Below are 17156 nucleotides of genomic sequence, written 5' to 3' on the forward strand. Positions count from 1 at the left end.
GAGCGCAGCGCTCGCTCCGGCAGGTTTTAGCGTTCGGTGTCTGCCTTCAGTGGCAGCGCCGGATCATCGACGATGACGACGTGCGCACCGTTGTCCAGCTTGAGCTGGCCGGAGGTGACCACCTGCTCGCCGGCTGTCAGCCCCTTGCTGATCACTACTCGGCCCGCGCGGCGCTCGCCGGTCTCGACGAAGCGCCGCTCGACGACCAACGCGGTCGCGCCATCTGCATCTTTGACCGCCTTGCCGTCGTCGTCCTGTTTTTCCTTCACCACGTACACCGAGTTGCCGTAGAGGGTGTAGGTGACGGCGGTTTCCGGCACGACGATGCGTGGCTGGTCATCCGCCAGCAGCACTTCGAGGTTGGCGAACATACCCGGTAGCAGCTTCTCGTCCGGGTTGCTCAGGGTGGCGCGCACCTGCAGGTTGCGGGTCTCGTTCTCCACCTTGGGGTTGATCGCGGCGATGCGCCCCTCGAACTGCTCGTCAGGGTAGGCGGCGACGCTCAGGCGAACCGGCTGGCCGACCTGCAACTGTGGCGCGCGCTGCTCGGGCAGGAAGAAGTCGACGTGCAGGCGCGACAGGTCTTGCAGGGTGGCGATGGTGGCGCCCGGCGAGAGGTAGTCGCCAGTGTCGACCTGGCGAATGCCGATGGTGCCGGCGAACGGTGCGCTGATGCGTTTCTTGTCCAACTGCGCCTTGAACTGGGCAACGCTGGCGCTGGCCTTCTGCAGGGTCGAGGACAGGCGGTCGAACTCGCTCTTGGAGATGTTCTGCCGGCTGACCAGGCTGCGCCCGCGCTCGAACTCGACCTGCGCCAGGCTGCGCTCGGCTTCGGCGGTGGCCAGGCTGGCGCGTTCCACTTCGCTGTCGAGCTGGATCAGCGGTTGGCCCTGGGCGACCTTCTGCCCGGACTCGAACATCACCTCGCGGACGATACCGTCCACCTCGGCGGCCAGGTCCACCCCCTGAAATGCCTTGAGCGTACCGATGGCCGGCAGGCGGCCCTGCCATGGCTGCTCTTCGGCGTGGGCGGCAGACACGCTGATGGCCGGCTGCGGCGCCGAGAACATCTGGATCTGCTGGTAGATGGAGAAACCTTTGTAGGCGGCGAGCGCGAGTACCACGACGAGTACCACGCCGAGCATGATGAACATGCGACGGAGCAACATATTCCGTTTCCTTGGCAAGCGGGAGAGGAGCCTGGGAATAGGCAAGAGAAGCACATTAGTGCCAGTTCGTAGCGCTGTCAAAGCGCCTCGCTCGCCTCTGTCGCAGAACCTGCCCGGTACGTCCCTGTACCGCCTCGGCAATAACCTTAGGAGCCCAGGCGGCGGGTCACTTCGCCCAGTTGTCCGGACATGTCGTGCAGGTTGCGGCTGGCCCTCTGCGTGCCTTCGACGTTGTCCTGATTGGCACTGGCAATGGCGGTCAGCTCGGTGAGGTTGCGCGAGATGTCCTCGGCCACCGAGGTCTGTTCCTCGGCTGCCGTGGCGATCTGCCGGTTCATGTCGCGGATGGCTTCCACCGCCTCGGTGATGCGCAGCAGCATGGCGCCGGCCTCGGTGACCTGGGCCACGCCCTGTTCGCTGCGTTGCTGACCACTGTCGATGGCCCGTACGGCATTCAGCGCGCCACTCTGTACGGTGTCGATGATCTGATGGATTTCGGCAGTGGACTCGGCTGTGCGCTGAGCCAGATGACGCACCTCGTCGGCGACCACGGCAAAGCCCCGGCCCTGTTCGCCGGCACGGGCTGCCTCGATGGCGGCGTTGAGCGCCAGCAGGTTGGTCTGCTCGGCGATGCCACGGATCACCTCCAGCACCTTGCCGATGCGCCCGCTATCGCTTTCCAGGCGACGGATCACCTCGGCGGTATTGGCGATCTCGCCACGAATGTCGGTCATGGTGGCGATGGTCGACTGCATCACCGTGCTGCCCTGGCGGGCCGCGTCGTCGGCATCGTTGGCCGCGTGCGCGGCATCTGCAGCATGCCGTGCTACTTCCTGGGCCGTGGCGGACATTTCGTGCATGGCCGTGGCGACCTGATCGGTGCGTTCGAACTGCTCACTGACACCTTCGGTCATGCGCGAGGCGATGGCGTTCAACTCATGGCTGGCGCTGTCGAGGTTCTGCGAGCTCTGCCGCAGGCGCTCGCTGGTGCTGGCGAGAAAGTCGCGCAGGGTATTCGCAGCGCGGGCCAGCAGGCCCAGTTCATCCTGGCGGTTGCTCTCCACGCGTAGGCCGAAGCGGCCTTGGCTGAGCTGGTCGACATGACCGATCAGGTGGCGGATAGGCGTGATCAGATTGCGGTTTATCAGCCACAGGCTGAACAGGGTGATGATCAAGGCGGCAGCCAGCATCACGAGGGTGCCGCTGAGAATGGTGCGAGCGGCGCTGGCATTGATCTGTTCGGCCTGGTTCAGGCTGTCCCGGCGCAACTGCTCGACCAGGGTCGTCATCTGCTCGCTGGTCGCGCGGTCGATACCCTTGACCGCTGTATCACCCGCCTGTGCATCGGCACCTGCTGCGACGAAGGCGTCACGGCCCTTGCGGTAGTTACTGCCCAGCGCCTGATGCTCGCTACGCAGGCGTTCGACCTGGGTTTTCAGCGTCGCATCGGTCGCGGCAAGCTGAATCAACTGGCCGAGGATGTCCTGCACCTTGCGTTCCTGCGCTTCGAACTGGCTCCAGTAGCGCTGCAGATTGGCGCTGTCCTGGCCGCGCAGCAGGACGTTCTTCCATTCCTGCACCTGAATCTTGAACTCGACGTTGGCCGCGTCGATCAGTCGTGACGACTCCACTGGGCCGTCGAGCAGGCTGCGATAGGACTGCATACCACTGGAAAGGAAGCTGAAACAGGCCAGGGCGGTGACCAGAATCAGCGTCAGGCTGCCGCCGAGCAGAGCGAGAATCTGCGCGCGCAGGGATTTTTGCAGGAGCATGATGGTATGCCTCGGAAGTCAGGCGTAGCGGGACATGCTCAGCGTAGAAGATGAATATTGCAGATTTGTGACATGTCTAGACAGGTTACGTTGCTCAGGTAGTGAGCTCGTAGCCGGGAGGGCAGCTTCAGTGGTGCCTGGGCGAGCATCGCTTCGTGCCGAGTAGCAGCGGCACGCTTGCCGCGACGACGCGAGGGAAAGGAAGCCGCCCCTGGGCTGAGGGGCGGCGGTGTGGATCAGGTACGCAGGATTTCGTTGATCGCGCTGGGTTTGGGACGTAGCGCGCTGAATACCTGCCAGAGCACGAAGGCCAGGGCCAGACCGAGGAAGGTGCCGGCAATCGGATTGGTGAAGAACTCGGCAAAGCTGCCGTCCGACAGCATCAGGCCGCGACGCAGGTTGGTCTCGGCCATCGGCCCGAGGATGAAGCCGATGATGAACGGCGCCGCCGGCATGCCGGCCTTGACGAAGGCGTAGCCGAGCAGGCCGAACAGCAGGATCGACCAGACGTCGAACAGGCGGCTGGACAGGCCGAAGGCACCGACCACGCACAGCACGAGAATGATCGGCAGCAGGATGTGCTTGGGCACATCGAGCAGCTTGACGAACAGGCGCAGGCCGTAGAACTCCATGAACAGCATCATGAAGGTGGCGACGATCAGCGCGGCGAAGATGGTGTACACCAGCGGTCCCTGGCTGATGAACAGCAGTGGGCCGGGCTGGATGCCGTGGATCAGGAAGCCGCCGAGCATGATCGCGGTGACGGTGTCGCCGGGAATGCCCAGGGTCATCAGCGGCATCATGGCGCCGCCGATACCGGCGTTGTTGGCCGTTTCACTGGCGACCACGCCGCCGATGTTGCCCTTGCCATAGGTGTGACCGTCTTTCGCGCGTTTCTTGGCGATGATGTAGGACACCAGGTTCGAGGTGCCCGCACCGATGCCCGGCAGGATGCCGATACCCAGGCCGATCAGGCCGGAGCGACCGGCGTTGGGTAGTTGCTCGCGAAATTCCTTGAGCGAGAAGCCGAAGCCCTTGATGTTCTTCATGCTCACCGACTTGGCCTTGCCCTGCACGGCATGGCGGCCGGTTTCCGCGAGCTTGATGATCTCGGCGACGGCGAACATGCCGATCATCACGGTGAGCATGGAGAAACCGCCATTGAGCTCGCTGAAGCCGAAGGTGAAGCGGCGCACCGCTTCCACTGGTGCGATGCCGACGGTGGATACCGCGATACCCAGCGCACCGGCGAACAGGCCCTTGACCATGGAACCGGCCGACAGGGTGGCGATCAGGGTCAGGGAGAATACGGCGATGGCGAAGTATTCATGCGGGCCGAAGCTCAGGGCGACCTTGGCCAACTGCGGGGCGATGAACATCAGCGCGACGATACTGAAGATGGTACCGAGAAAGGAGAACACGATGCCGACGCCCAGCGCCTTGACGCCGTGGCCCTGTTCCATCAGCGGACCGCCATCGAACACCGTGGCGATCGAAGAGGGTGTTCCCGGAATCTTCAGCAGGATCGCCGAGATCAAACCACCGGATGTGGCGCCGATGAACAATGCGACCAGCAGTGACAGACCCGCTTGCGGGCCCATGGTGAAGGTCAGCGGCAGGCACAGCGCCACGGCCATGGTGGCGGACAGGCCGGGCACGGCGCCGAAGACGATGCCCATGGCCACACCGACGGCCATCAGCATCATGATGTTCAGTGAAAAGACGGCACCGAAGCCTTGCTGCAGTAATTCGAGCATGGTCGATCCTCAGAGGTAGTCGTTCAGCAGGCCAGCGGGCAGCAACAGATCGAAGGCCTCGCGGAACAGCAGGAAAATGAGCGCAGAGCAGATAACGGCGATCAGCAGATAGGTCAGGTGCCTGGCTTTCTGGTTTATCGGGGTCAGCACGAGGAACTGCAGATACAGGTAAACCACGGTCATGATCGGGAAGCCCACCGGGCCGAGCAGGGCCATGTAGCCAAGGATCAGGCCGAGTGTCTTGATGACGGTCTTGGGTTCGACGATTTCAGCCGCCGGCTCTTCGGTTTCTGCCGGCTGCGAGCTGGCAGGTTCGGCGGCGTCCTTGGGTTTGGCGAAGGCGCTAACCAGTTGCATCAGGCCCAGTAAGCACAGGAAACCGGCCAGCAGTTTCGGCACGGTGGCCGCATCGACGCCATCATGCCCAGGCAGCTGTTGTGCCAGTACCAGATAGGTAAGGCTGGCGCCGAGCATGGCAAGGCCGATGATCAGTTCTTTCTTGTTCAGGGTGTTCATCGCGTACCTCGATGTTCTGAGGCGCAGCGCCGGCCCGAATCGGTTGGGCCAGCGCTGCGTTATGGCTTACTTGGCCGTGCGCAGTTCATCCTTGAACTGCATGAAGTCTTCGCGGGTCTTGGCCAGGATCTGCCTGGCCTCTTCGGTGCCATAGAACGCGACCGGCTGCTTGAACTTCTTCAGGTCTTCAGCGTAGGCAGGCAGCTCGGTGATCTGCTGCATGATGTCGGACATCTTCTTCACGATCGCCGGATCGGTGCCTTTCGGGAAGGCCACCACGTAGGGCTTGTCCATGGTGATGTCGAGGCCCTGCTCCTTGAGGGTCGGAACCTCGCCGAGCATGGCGTTGCGCTCGGCGTTGGGTTGGCCCAGTGCGACCATCTGCCCGCCCTGCACGTAGTCCTGTACCGAGCCATAGGTGATGGCGCCCATGTCCAGACGACCGCCAAGCATGCCAACCACGCGGTCGGCCACGGTGCCGCCGTCGACCATCTTCAGCTTGGCGCCAGTGAGTTTTTCCAGCATCAGGCCCTGCAGGTGGGAGAAGCTGCCCATCTCGGTGCCGTAGGTGATGCTGCCCGGGTTGGTTTTCGACTTGTCGACCAGATCCTGCATGCTGGTCACACCGGACTGTTTGGAAGCGACGAATACGGTGCTCTTGTCGACGCCGGCGATGCAGGCAACGTCGAAGACTTCATAGCTGTCTTCGGTCAGCCCGGCCACTTCGTTGACGATCAACTGGCCCGGGTGGGTGAAGAGGATGGTGTTGCCATCCGGCGCAGCGCCCTTGACCTGCTCAGCCGCCAGGGTGCCACCGCCGCCGGCGACGTTGGTCACCACCATGGTCTTGCCGGTGATCTCGTTGAAGTATTTGGCCATCATGCGGGCGTTGAAGTCGGTGTCGCCGCCAGGGTTGGCGATCACCACCACTTGCACCGGACGAGTCGGCCATTTGACCTCATCGGCGAAGGTGGCGGAATGAGTGGCCAGGGCACCCATTCCGACCAGGGCAGCAAGGAGGGAGGCGCGGAATGTTTTTTTCATTGGAATACTCCGGGTTGGGATGACAGCCGCGCGAGTCAGTCGCGGCCGAGGCTGGGACGTTTCGGGTGGTATTGCCAACCCGGAACCAGGTACTGCATGGCCATGGCGTCGTCACGCGCGCCATTGGCCACTTTCTTGTAAAGCGCGTGAGCGGCCATGATCCGCTGCATGTCCGGCTCGATACCCAGGCCGGGCTTGTCGGGCACCTGCACCTGGCCGCCGATGATCTGCAGCGGCTCGCGAGTCAGACGCTCTTCGCCTTCCTGCCAGATCCAGTGGGTGTCGATGGCGGTGACGCGACCCGGTACCGCCGCAGCGGCATGGGTGAACATGGCCAGGGAAATGTCGAAGTGGTTATTGGAATGCGAGCCCCAGGTCAGGCCGAATTCCTCGCACACTTGGCCGAGGCGTACGGCGCCCTGCATGGTCCAGAAGTGCGGGTCGGCCAGGGGGATGTCGACGGCTTCCAGGCGCAACGAGTGGCCCATCTGCCGCCAGTCGGTGGCGACCATGTTGGTGGCGGTGGGAATGCCGGTGGCGCGCTTGAACTCGGCCATGATCTCGCGCCCCGAGTAGCCATTCTCCGGGCCGCAAGGATCTTCGGCGTAGGCCAGCACATGGTTCTGGCCTTGGCACAGGGCGATGGCTTCATCTAGCGACCAGGCGCCATTGGGATCGAGGGTGACGCGCGCATCGGGGAAGCGCGCCTTGATTGCGCGGATCGCGTCCATCTCCTCGGTGCCGCGCATCACGCCGCCCTTGAGCTTGAAGTCGTTGAAGCCGTAGCGCGCATGCGCCGCTTCGGCCAGACGGGTGATGGCCTCTGGCGTCAGTGCGGCCTGATGGCGCAGGTGGTACCAGTCGTCCGCCGAGCCTTTGCCGGCAAGGTAGGGCAGGTCGGTGCGCTGACGATCACCGATATAAAAGAGGTAGGCGAGCATCGGTACCTGATCGCGCTGCTGGCCGCTGCCAAGCAGTTCGCAGGCAGGCACGCCCAGGTGCTGGCCGAGCAGATCGAGCAGCGCGGCTTCGACCGCGGTGATCACGTTGTCCAGGCGCAGGTTGATCTCGTGCGGTTGCTTGAGCACGCGCGCTTCGGATTCCGAGGTGACCTGGTGCTGGGTGGTCTGCGGCCCCTTGGTCGGGCCGGCGATGATTTGGCGTAGGCTATTGAGAATGCGGTTGTAGCGGCCAATGGGGTGACCGATCACCCGTTCGCGACAGCGCTCCAGCGCCTGGCGGATCCCTTCACCCCCCGGCACTTCGCCGCAACCAGTGTTGCCGGCATTGTCCTTGAGCAGTACCAGATTGCGGGTGAAGTAGGGGGCGTGGGCGCCGCACAGGTTGAGCAGCATGCTGTCGTAACCTGCGACCGGAATGACCTGCATTTCGACGATCTGGGGTGTGCTGCTGCGGGTGGCTTCGTACATCTTGGCTGGGGCTCCGAAACTGGCGCGGCCCTCGGCCGCAATGGCGAAGGTAGGGTTCAGTCGTGCACGGGGATCATCGTGCGATCCTCACAGCAGCAAGCAGGAGCCTGGGCAAAGACGGCAACGAAGCCCGTGCGGATTACGCTGTTCGGGCGGCTGCTGGCATCGGTGCAATGACCAGATCGATGACAGGGCAGGGCGGCGGTGAAGGTCTGTGACATGACCTGATCTCGTTTGTTTTTATTGGGATGTCATAGGTTGTCGTATGACTTGGTGGAATTAGTACCAGCCCGTTCCTGACCTGTCAACGCCACTCATGACTACTGATGATTGCGCTGCCATTTCTTCTGGTGTGATCATGGAGCCTGCTCTAGTCTGAGCTTTGCGCTTGTGTCGCGGTTTCCGGCGAGGCGGGCGAGGGTGGCTGAATCGTTCGACGAACGGGCGATATAAAAAGTAGTGTTTTTTTTATTGTTGTACGATAACGTATCTCTACAGCTGCGGCTGACGCTATTCCTCACAACTCGCTTTACAGGGTGTTCGCATAATGAATCCACAAGAACTGAAGTCCATCCTCTCCTCTGGTCTGCTGTCTTTCCCGGTGACCGACTTCGATGCCGCTGGTGATTTCAACCAGGCAGGCTATATCCGCCGCCTCGAGTGGCTGGCGCCTTACGGTGCGTCTGCATTGTTCGCTGCTGGCGGTACGGGCGAGTTCTTCTCCCTGGCGCCGGACGAATACAGCGCCGTGATCAAGACTGCCGTAGATACCTGCGAGAATTCCGTACCGATCCTGGCGGGTGTCGGCGGCCCGACTCGCGTGGCCATCCAGATGGCGCAGGAAGCCGAGCGCCTGGGCGCCAAGGGCCTGCTGCTGCTGCCGCACTACCTGACCGAAGCATCCCAGGACGGTGTTGCCGCTCACGTCGAACAAGTGTGCAAGTCGGTGAAGATCGGCGTGGTGATCTACAACCGTAACGTCTGCCGCCTCAATGCCACTCTGCTGGAGCAACTGGCCGAGCGTTGCCCGAACCTGATCGGCTACAAGGACGGCCTGGGCGACATCGAACTGATGGTGTCGATCCGTCGTCGCCTGGGCGAGCGCCTGACTTACCTCGGCGGCCTGCCGACCGCTGAAGTCTACGCGGCGGCTTACCGAGCGCTGGGTGTTCCGGTGTATTCCTCGGCCGTGTTCAACTTCATCCCGAAAACCGCCATGGACTTCTACCGCGCCATCGCCGCCGAAGATCACGCCACCGTTGGCAAGCTGATCGACGATTTCTTCCTGCCGTACCTGGACATCCGCAACCGCAAGGCCGGCTATGCCGTGAGCATCGTCAAGGCTGGCGCCAGGATCGTCGGTTACGACGCCGGCCCGGTACGTGCGCCGCTGACCGATCTGCTGCCGGACGAGTACGAAGCGCTGGCCAAGCTGATCGAAGCGCAGGGCGCGCAGTAATAGCGCAGAGGGCCGCTTGCTGCGGCGAGCGGCCCAGTCGCGTTCCGGCAAGCCGGGCGCTTTGCTGAACCATTGTCGAACCCGCATAAGAACAACAGGGTAACGCTCATGACTTCACAGATTCCTGCCGCCGTCGGCACTCCGCTGATCACCGAGCTGCAAGTCGTACCGGTCGCAGGTTACGACAGCATGCTGCTCAATCTGAGCGGTGCCCACGGTCCTTACTTCACCCGCAACATCCTCATTCTCAAGGACAGCGCCGGCCATGTCGGTGTCGGCGAAGTCCCCGGCGGCGAGGGCATTCGCCAGACCCTCGAAGACGCCCGCTCGATCCTCGTTGGCCAGCCAGTCGGTAACTACAACGCCTTGCTCAATCAGGTGCGCCGCGCCTTCGCTGATCGTGATTCCGGTGGCCGTGGCCTGCAGACCTTCGACCTGCGCATCACCATCCATGCCGTCACCGCGCTGGAGTCGGCGTTGCTCGACCTGCTCGGCCAGCATCTCGGTGTGCCGGTGGCTGCACTGCTCGGCGAAGGCCAGCAGCGCGATGCGGTGGAAATGCTCGGTTATCTGTTCTTCGTCGGTGACAAGGACAAGACCGATCTCGGCTACCGCGATGAGCGCGACGCCGATGACAACTGGGAGCGCGTGCGCAACCAGACCGCGCTGACCCCCGAGGCTATCGTTCGCCAGGCCGAGGCCGCGCATGCGCGCTATGGCTTCAACGACTTCAAGCTCAAGGGCGGTGTGCTGCATGGCGAGGCCGAGGTCGAGGCCATTCGTGCCCTGGCCGCGCGTTTCCCCAATGCCCGTGTGACGCTCGACCCGAATGGCGGCTGGTCGCTGGACGAGGCCATTGCCCTGTGCCGCGACCTGCATGGCGTGCTGGCCTATGCCGAAGACCCGTGTGGCGCCGAGAACGGTTACTCCGGTCGTGAAGTGATGGCCGAGTTCCGTCGTGCCACCGGCCTGCCGACCGCGACCAACATGATCGCCACCGACTGGCGGCAGATGGGTCACACCATCTCCCTGCAATCGGTGGATATCCCATTGGCCGACCCGCACTTCTGGACCATGGCCGGTTCCGTGCGCGTGGCACAGATGTGCAACGACTGGGGCTTGACCTGGGGCTCGCATTCGAACAACCACTTCGACATCTCCCTGGCCATGTTCACCCACGTCGCCGCGGCGGCGCCGGGCCGAGTTACCGCCATCGATACCCACTGGATCTGGCAGGACGGCCAGTATCTGACGCGCAACCCGTTGCGCATCGAAGGTGGCCTGGTTCAGGTGCCGAAAACGCCGGGCCTCGGCGTCGAGCTGGATTGGGATGCACTGGCCAAGGCGCATGAGCTGTACAAGGCCAAGGGCCTGGGTTCGCGCGATGACGCCATCGCCATGCAGTACCTGATCCCGGGTTGGACCTTCAATAACAAGAAGCCCTGCCTGGTGCGTTGAGTCAGGCCTGACACCGTTCCGTGATCCTACTGTCCCGTAGGGTGGGCTTCAGCCCACCTTGACTACAACTGGTGGGCTGAAGCCCACCCTACGGGTGTCCTGCTCACCTTCGGGCTTAGCCTTTCCTGCTGTCTCGCGAGCCTTGCCGATGCCAGATGCCAAACCGGGTCGTGTGCGCTACAGCATCTTGCTGATGCTGTTTCTGGTCACCACCATCACCTTTGCCGATCGCTCCAGTCTGTCGGTCGCCGGTTCGGCGATGCAGGCTGGCCTGGGCATCGACGCGGTGACGCTCGGCTACATCTTTTCGGCATTCGGTTGGGCCTACGTGATCGGGCAGATTCCCGGCGGTTGGCTGTTCGACCGCTTCGGCACCAAGCCGGTGTACACCTTGGCGCTGTTCATCTGGTCGGCGCTGACTCTGCTGCAGGGCTTCGTCGGCTGGCTGCCGGGCACCTGGGCGGTGACCTCGATGTTCCTGCTGCGGCTGCTGGTGGGCTTTGCCAGCGCGCCGTGCTTTCCCGGCAACGCGCGGATCATCGCCTCCTGGTTTCCCACCGCCGAGCGCGCTACTGCCACGGCCATCTCCAGTTCGGCGCAGTACGCCGCCACGGCGTTGTTCGCACCGTTGATGGGCTGGGTGGTGCAAACCATGGGCTGGCAAGCGGTGTTCATTGTGCTCGGCTGCCTGGGCCTGGCGCTGTCGTTCGTTTGGCTCAAACAGCTGCACGGCCCGCGTCAGCATCCGCGCATCGGCGCAGCCGAGCTGGCCCACCTGGAGCAGGGCGGGGCGCTGATCGATCTGGAAGGGCAGCGCGGCGGTAGCGGCGGTTCGCAGTGGCGCTACCTAGGCCTGCTGCTGCGCCAGCGCACGATGATTGGCATCTACCTTGGCCAGTATTGCAACAACGCCATTACCTACTTCTTTCTCACCTGGTTTCCGGTCTACCTGGTGCAGGCGCGCGGCATGAGCATTCTCGGCGCCGGTTTCGCCGCCGCCTTGCCGGCCATCAGCGGTTGCGTCGGTGGCGTGCTCGGCGGGCTGCTGTCCGACGGCATGCTGCGCCGCGGCCACTCTCTGACTCTGGCGCGCAAACTGCCGATGGTGCTCGGTCTGTTGCTGTCGAGCGCCGTGGTGCTGTGCATCTATGTCGAGAGCGACACGGCCGTGGTGGCGCTGATGGCCCTGGCCTTCTTCGGCAAGGGCCTCGGCTCGCTGGGCTGGACGCTGGTGGCGGACACCTCGCCACGGCAGATCCTTGGCTTGTCCGGCGGGCTGTTCAACACCTTCGGCAACCTGGCAGCGATCACCACACCCATCGTCATCGGCTACCTGGTCAGTCATACCGGTTCTTTCGATGGGGCATTGGTCTATGTCGGTCTCAATGCCCTGCTGGCGGTCGTCAGCTTCGGCCTGATCGTCGGCCAAATTCACAGGGTCGAGCTGGACGCCACGTCTGGCTCGACATCCTGAACGCACAACAGGAGCAAGCGTCATGCAGTTGATTCCCCATCAGGATTCGCCTCGTTACATCCGCCTGCACCCGGCCGACAACGTCGGCGTGGTGGTCAATGACCAGGGCGTTGCCGCGGGCGGCCAGTTCGACGATGGCCTGACGGCTATTGAAGGCATTCCGCAGAGCCACAAGGTGGCGCTGCTGGATATCGCCGAAGGTGGCGAGGTGGTGCGCTATGGCGAGGTCATCGGTTACGCCCTCAAGCCCATCGCTGCCGGCAGCTGGGTCACCGAGCAGGTGCTGCGCATGCCTGAGCCGCCGGTTCTGGACAACCTGCCCAAGGCGACCATCAAGGCCACGCCCGGCGAGCCGCTGGAGGGCTACGCCTTCGAAGGCTTCCGCAACCCGGACGGCAGCGTCGGCACCCGTAACATCCTCGGCGTGACCACCACCGTGCAGTGCGTGGTCGGCGTGCTCGATCACGTGGTCGAGCGCGTGCGCAAGGAAGTCCTGCCCAAATACCCCAACGTCGACGACGTCGTGGCGCTGTCGCACAGCTACGGCTGCGGCGTGGCGATCAACGCGCCGGACGCGGTGGTGCCGATCCGTACGCTTTACAACATCAGCCGCAACCCCAACCTGGGTGGCCAGGCGCTGGTGATCAGCCTCGGCTGCGAGAAGCTGCAAGCCAACCAGTTGATGGATGGTGACCCGCTCACCAACGGCATGGACGAGGAAGATTGGCTGTTCCGCCTGCAGGATTCCGGCACCGGTTTCACCGGCATGGTCGAGCAGATCATGGGCATGATCGAAGATCGCCTGAAGGTGCTCGATCAGCGTCGCCGTGAGACCGTACCGGCTTCCGAGCTGGTGGTTGGCATGCAGTGCGGCGGCAGCGATGCCTTCTCCGGAATCACCGCCAACCCGGCGCTCGGCGTGGCTGCCGACCTGCTGGTGCGCGCCGGTGCCACAGTGATGTTCTCCGAGAACACCGAAGTGCGTGACGGCATTCACCTGCTGACCCCGCGTGCGGCCAGCGTGGAAGTCGCCGATGCATTGATCCGCGAGATGGACTGGTACGACCGCTACCTTGCGCGCGGCATGGCCGACCGCAGCGCCAACACCACGCCGGGCAACAAGAAGGGCGGGCTGAACAACATCGTCGAGAAGGCCATGGGTTCGATCGCCAAGTCCGGCAACAGCCCGATTGCCGGCGTCGTCGCACCGGGCGAGCGCATTCGTGGCAAGGGCCTGTGGTTCTGCGCCACGCCGGCCAGCGACTTCATCTGCGGCACCCTGCAACTGGCGGCGGGCATGAACCTGCATATCTTCACCACCGGTCGTGGCACGCCTTATGGCCTGTCCATGGTGCCGGTGATCAAGGTGGCCACACGCACCCAACTGGCCGAGCGCTGGCCGGATCTGATCGACGTCGACGCCGGGCAGATCGTTTCCGGGCGCATGACGCTGGAGGAAATGGGTTGGCATATCTTTCAGCTCTACCTGGACGTGGCCAGCGGTCGTCAGCAGACCTGCGCCGAACGCCTGCGTCTGCATAACGATCTGGTACTGTTCAACCCGGCGCCGGTGACCTGAACGGGGGATCGTCATGAGCAAAGCCAAGGTGTTACAGATCGGCCCGCTGAGCGAGCGCTTCAACCGCGAGCTGGCCGCGCAATACGAGGTCAGCGCGCTGTGGCAACAGACCGAGCCGCTGGCGTTCCTGCATGAGCACGGCGAGCAGTTCATCTACATGGTGTCCTCGGCGCGTTTCGGCTGTACGGCCGACCAGCTGGCGCTGCTGCCGAATCTGCGCGCCATCTGCAGTTTCGGTGTCGGCTACGACCCCTATCCGCTGGACTTGCTGCGCGAGCGGGGTATCGTGCTCAGCACCACGCCGGACGTGCTCAACGACTGCGTGGCCGACCTGGCCATGGGCCTGATGATCGACAGCGCTCGGTGCATGTCCGCGTCGGATCGCTTCGTGCGCAGTGGCGATTGGGGCAGCGGTGCGAGTTTCCCCTTGGGACGGCGTGTGAGCGGCAAGCGCCTGGGTATCGTCGGCCTTGGCCGTATCGGCGAGGCGGTTGCCCAGCGCGCCGCAGGGTTCGCCATGCCGGTGCGTTACCACAATCGCCGTGCCGTCACAGGCAGCCCTTACCAGCATGAGCCGGATCTGCTGGCGCTGGCGCGTTGGGCAGACTTCCTGGTGCTGACCTGCCCGGGCGGCAAGGCCACCCATCATCTGATCAACGCCGAGGTGCTCGAGGCGCTGGGGCCGGATGGCTTCCTGGTCAATGTCGCGCGCGGCTCGGTGGTCGATGAGGCGGCGTTGATCAAGGCTCTGCAAACGGGTGTGGTCGCCGGTGCCGGGCTGGACGTCTACGAACATGAACCCCAGGTTCCAGGCGCGCTACGTGAGTTGGGCAACGTGGTGCTGCTACCGCATATCGGCAGCGGCAGTGTCGAGACCCGCCAGCAGATGGCTGATCTGGTGCTGGACAACCTGCGTGCCTTCATCGCCACCGGCAAGCTGCTGACGCCGCTCTGATTGGGCCCGCCACTGAATACGCCGGACGGCGCTGCCGCCTGGCCTATCGTTACATCGCCACAAGCGCTGTAATCGTTTCTACCTCACCTGCAGCATCCCCGGCGCACCACAAGTGCGCCGTTTTTTCTTCCGCACGCTGATGTCGGCGGCTCATGCCCTGTAAACTGTGGCGTTTTCCGCAGGCAAGGGGCCATCCACCGTGCAGTCGGTCATCTCCATCCAGCAACTGAACAAGACCTATGCGTCCGGGCATCCGGCGCTGCAGGGCATTGACCTGGACATTCGAAAGGGCGAGATCTTCGCCCTACTCGGCTCCAATGGCGCCGGCAAGACCACCCTGATCAGCATTATCTGCGGCATCGTCAATCCGGGCGAGGGCAGGGTGCTGGTCGGCGGCAAGGACATCGTCCGTGATTACCGCGCGGCCCGCTCGCAGATCGGCCTGGTGCCGCAGGAGCTGGTCAGCGACGTGTTCGAAACCGTCTGGGCGACGGTCAAGTTCAGCCGTGGCCTGTTCGGCAAGAAGCCCGACCCGGCCTACCTCGAGCAGCTGCTCAAGGATCTGTCGCTATGGGACAAACGCAACGCCAAGATCATGGAACTGTCCGGCGGCATGAAGCGCCGGGTGATGATCGCCAAGGCGCTGTCGCACGAGCCGCAGATTCTCTTCCTTGACGAACCCACCGCTGGTGTCGATGTGGAGCTGCGCCGCGACATGTGGAACATGGTGCGGCGCCTGCGTGAGCGCGGCGTGACCATTATCCTCACCACCCACTACATCGAAGAAGCCGAGGAGATGGCCGATCGCATCGGGGTGATCAGCAAGGGGCGGATCATTCTGGTGGAAGACAAGCAGGTGCTGATGCACAAGCTGGGCAAGAAGCAGCTGACCCTGCACCTGCAGCAGCCGTTGTCCTGCGTGCCGGCCGAGCTGTCGCGCTACGGCCTGGAGCTGGCCGATCAGGGCCATGCTCTGGTGTTCACCTTCGACGCCCAGCACGAGAACACCGGCATCGCCGAGTTGCTGCGTGACCTGGCCCAGCACGGCATCGACTTCAAGGATCTGCAGTCGAGCCAGAGTTCGCTAGAGGAGATTTTCGTTTCACTGCTGGAGGAGTCGCGCGCATGAACCTGTATGCCATCAAGGCCATCTACCTGTTCGAGCTGGCGCGCACCTGGCGCACCCTGCTGCAGAGCATCGCCACCCCGGTGATCAGCACCTCGCTGTACTTCGTGGTGTTCGGCTCGGCCATCGGTTCGAGCATGACCCAGGTACAGGGCGTGAGCTACGGCGCCTTCATCATTCCGGGGCTGATCATGCTGGCACTGCTGACCGAGAGCATTTCCAACGCCTCGTTCGGCATCTACATGCCCAAGTATTCGGGGAGCATCTACGAGATTCTGTCGGCGCCGGTCTCTTACCTGGAAATTCTCATCGGCTATGTCGGCGCGGCGGCGACCAAGTCGGTGATCCTCGGCATCATCATCCTGCTCACCGCCAGGCTGTTCGTCGATTTCGAGATTCAGCATCCGCTGTGGATGGCGTCTTTCCTAGTGCTCACCGCGCTGACCTTCAGCCTGTTCGGCTTCATCATTGGTGTGTGGGCCGATGGCTGGGAGAAATTGCAGATCGTCCCGGCGCTGATCGTCACGCCGCTGACTTTCCTCGGCGGCGCCTTCTATTCCATCAGCATGCTGCCGCCGGCCTGGCAGACGGTAACCCTGTTCAACCCCGTGGTGTACCTGATCAGCGCCTTCCGTTGGAGCTTCTATGGTGTGTCGGACGTCAACGTTGGTGTCAGCCTGGCGATGATTCTCGGCTTTCTCGGTCTGTGCATCTTGCTGGTGGGCTGGATCTTCAAGACCGGCTACCGGCTCAAGAGCTGAGGCTGTTTAGGGGGAAGCGCACACACATTGCGCAGTGTCGCTTTTCGTAGGAGCCCGCTTGCGGGCGATCATGCGGGCGCATCATGGATCGCCCGCAAGCGGGCTCCTACGGTATGGTTCTTCGCCATGCCTTGGCTGAGGCCATATGAGAAGGGGCGCCTGATGCGCCCCTGTTTCATTTGACCCGTATCTCACACTCGAAGGTTTGCGCTGGCGGCACATTCTGCTCCCACGGCTGCTGGTAGGTCAGCAGCAGGCGGCCTTCGCCGGGCTCGCGCGCCGTGAAACGCCAGGTGGAGATTCCGCCGGCACCGACCACTCCGCTGTCTTCCGGGTTGCTGTACACCTCCGGGCCGAGGCTTTGCAGCACGTTCGCCGCACCATCACGGACTTCCCAGCGAAAACCGGTCGTGGGGTTGCTGGGCAGGCTGAGGATTAGTTGCTGGCCCTTGTTCAGCGTCAGCGGGCACTGCCGATCCTTCTTCAGCTCCAGCGTGCCGGATTGATGAGCACAGGCGCTGAGCAGGGCCAGGGCGGGCAGGGTAAGCAGGCGCAAGGTGGCGTGCATGACGAACTCCAGTCGACGAAACCTGGCCCAGCATAGCCGTACCGGTAAGCTACAGGCTACAAGCTACAGGTGCTTGCCTGCAGCCTGA

At 63.4% G+C, this 17156-nt stretch carries 15 protein-coding genes; 7 read left to right on the forward strand and 8 right to left on the reverse strand.

The genetic code is table 11. The features are described from left to right. Positions 1–26: 26 nt before the first annotated feature. From J7655_RS05770 to J7655_RS05800, 7 genes are all read right to left on the reverse strand, one after another. On the reverse strand, positions 27–1169 hold the full coding sequence (locus tag J7655_RS05770) for an efflux RND transporter periplasmic adaptor subunit (protein ID WP_230926942.1): 1143 nt from the start codon (positions 1167–1169) through the stop codon (positions 27–29). Between the two features lie 146 nt (positions 1170–1315). Further along, positions 1316–2941 carry a methyl-accepting chemotaxis protein gene (locus J7655_RS05775; RefSeq protein ID WP_230926943.1) on the reverse strand — a complete coding sequence of 542 codons (1626 nt, stop codon included), beginning with the start codon at positions 2939–2941 and terminating at the stop codon, positions 1316–1318. A 236-nt stretch (positions 2942–3177) separates the two neighbouring features. Then, the gene (locus tag J7655_RS05780; RefSeq protein WP_230926944.1) at positions 3178–4698 is read right to left on the reverse strand and encodes a tripartite tricarboxylate transporter permease; all 1521 of its coding nucleotides are present in this window, start codon (positions 4696–4698) and stop codon (positions 3178–3180) included. 9 nt (positions 4699–4707) lie between these two features. After that, positions 4708–5214, reverse strand: coding sequence for a tripartite tricarboxylate transporter TctB family protein (locus J7655_RS05785; protein WP_230926945.1), 507 nt, complete (start codon positions 5212–5214; stop codon positions 4708–4710). A 66-nt stretch (positions 5215–5280) separates the two neighbouring features. Beyond that, the gene (locus tag J7655_RS05790; RefSeq protein WP_230926946.1) at positions 5281–6258 is read right to left on the reverse strand and encodes a tripartite tricarboxylate transporter substrate binding protein; all 978 of its coding nucleotides are present in this window, start codon (positions 6256–6258) and stop codon (positions 5281–5283) included. A 35-nt stretch (positions 6259–6293) separates the two neighbouring features. Then, complete coding sequence (locus J7655_RS05795; RefSeq protein ID WP_230926947.1) at positions 6294–7688, reverse strand: enolase C-terminal domain-like protein; 1395 nt, start codon at positions 7686–7688, stop codon at positions 6294–6296. A gap of 56 nt (positions 7689–7744) precedes the next feature. Beyond that, a complete protein-coding gene (locus tag J7655_RS05800) occupies positions 7745–7909 on the reverse strand; it encodes a hypothetical protein (RefSeq protein ID WP_230926948.1) in 165 nt (54 codons plus the stop codon). Between the two features lie 326 nt (positions 7910–8235). On the opposite strand from J7655_RS05800, the gene kdgD reads away from it, so the two are divergent. From kdgD to J7655_RS05835, 7 genes are all read left to right on the forward strand, one after another. After that, positions 8236–9147 (forward strand): 5-dehydro-4-deoxyglucarate dehydratase, encoded by a 912-nt coding sequence (gene kdgD / locus J7655_RS05805; protein WP_230926949.1) that lies wholly within the window; start codon positions 8236–8238, stop codon positions 9145–9147. A gap of 108 nt (positions 9148–9255) precedes the next feature. Continuing rightward, complete coding sequence (gene gudD / locus J7655_RS05810) at positions 9256–10605, forward strand: glucarate dehydratase (RefSeq protein ID WP_230926950.1); 1350 nt, start codon at positions 9256–9258, stop codon at positions 10603–10605. A 148-nt stretch (positions 10606–10753) separates the two neighbouring features. Beyond that, the gene (locus J7655_RS05815) at positions 10754–12079 is read left to right on the forward strand and encodes an MFS transporter (protein WP_230926951.1); all 1326 of its coding nucleotides are present in this window, start codon (positions 10754–10756) and stop codon (positions 12077–12079) included. Between the two features lie 22 nt (positions 12080–12101). Next, positions 12102–13658 carry a galactarate dehydratase gene (gene garD / locus J7655_RS05820; protein ID WP_230926952.1) on the forward strand — a complete coding sequence of 519 codons (1557 nt, stop codon included), beginning with the start codon at positions 12102–12104 and terminating at the stop codon, positions 13656–13658. Between the two features lie 13 nt (positions 13659–13671). Beyond that, positions 13672–14613: a 2-hydroxyacid dehydrogenase gene (locus J7655_RS05825; protein WP_230926953.1), complete on the forward strand. Its 942-nt coding sequence runs from the start codon at positions 13672–13674 to the stop codon at positions 14611–14613. 199 nt (positions 14614–14812) lie between these two features. Next, complete coding sequence (locus J7655_RS05830) at positions 14813–15742, forward strand: ABC transporter ATP-binding protein (RefSeq protein ID WP_230926954.1); 930 nt, start codon at positions 14813–14815, stop codon at positions 15740–15742. Next, entirely contained in the window at positions 15739–16500 is a 762-nt protein-coding gene (locus J7655_RS05835; protein WP_147810962.1) for an ABC transporter permease, read from the forward strand. The genes J7655_RS05830 and J7655_RS05835 overlap by 4 nt, the downstream gene beginning before the upstream one ends. Positions 16501–16675: 175 nt before the next feature. Here J7655_RS05835 and J7655_RS05840 read toward each other — a convergent pair whose 3' ends face one another. Beyond that, positions 16676–17068, reverse strand: a complete 393-nt coding sequence (locus J7655_RS05840; RefSeq protein WP_230926955.1) for a protease inhibitor I42 family protein — start codon at positions 17066–17068, stop codon at positions 16676–16678. Positions 17069–17156: the final 88 nt, after the last annotated feature.

The sequence above is a fragment of the Pseudomonas wenzhouensis genome, from assembly GCF_021029445.1.
Classification (GTDB): Bacteria; Pseudomonadota; Gammaproteobacteria; order Pseudomonadales; family Pseudomonadaceae; genus Aquipseudomonas; species Aquipseudomonas wenzhouensis.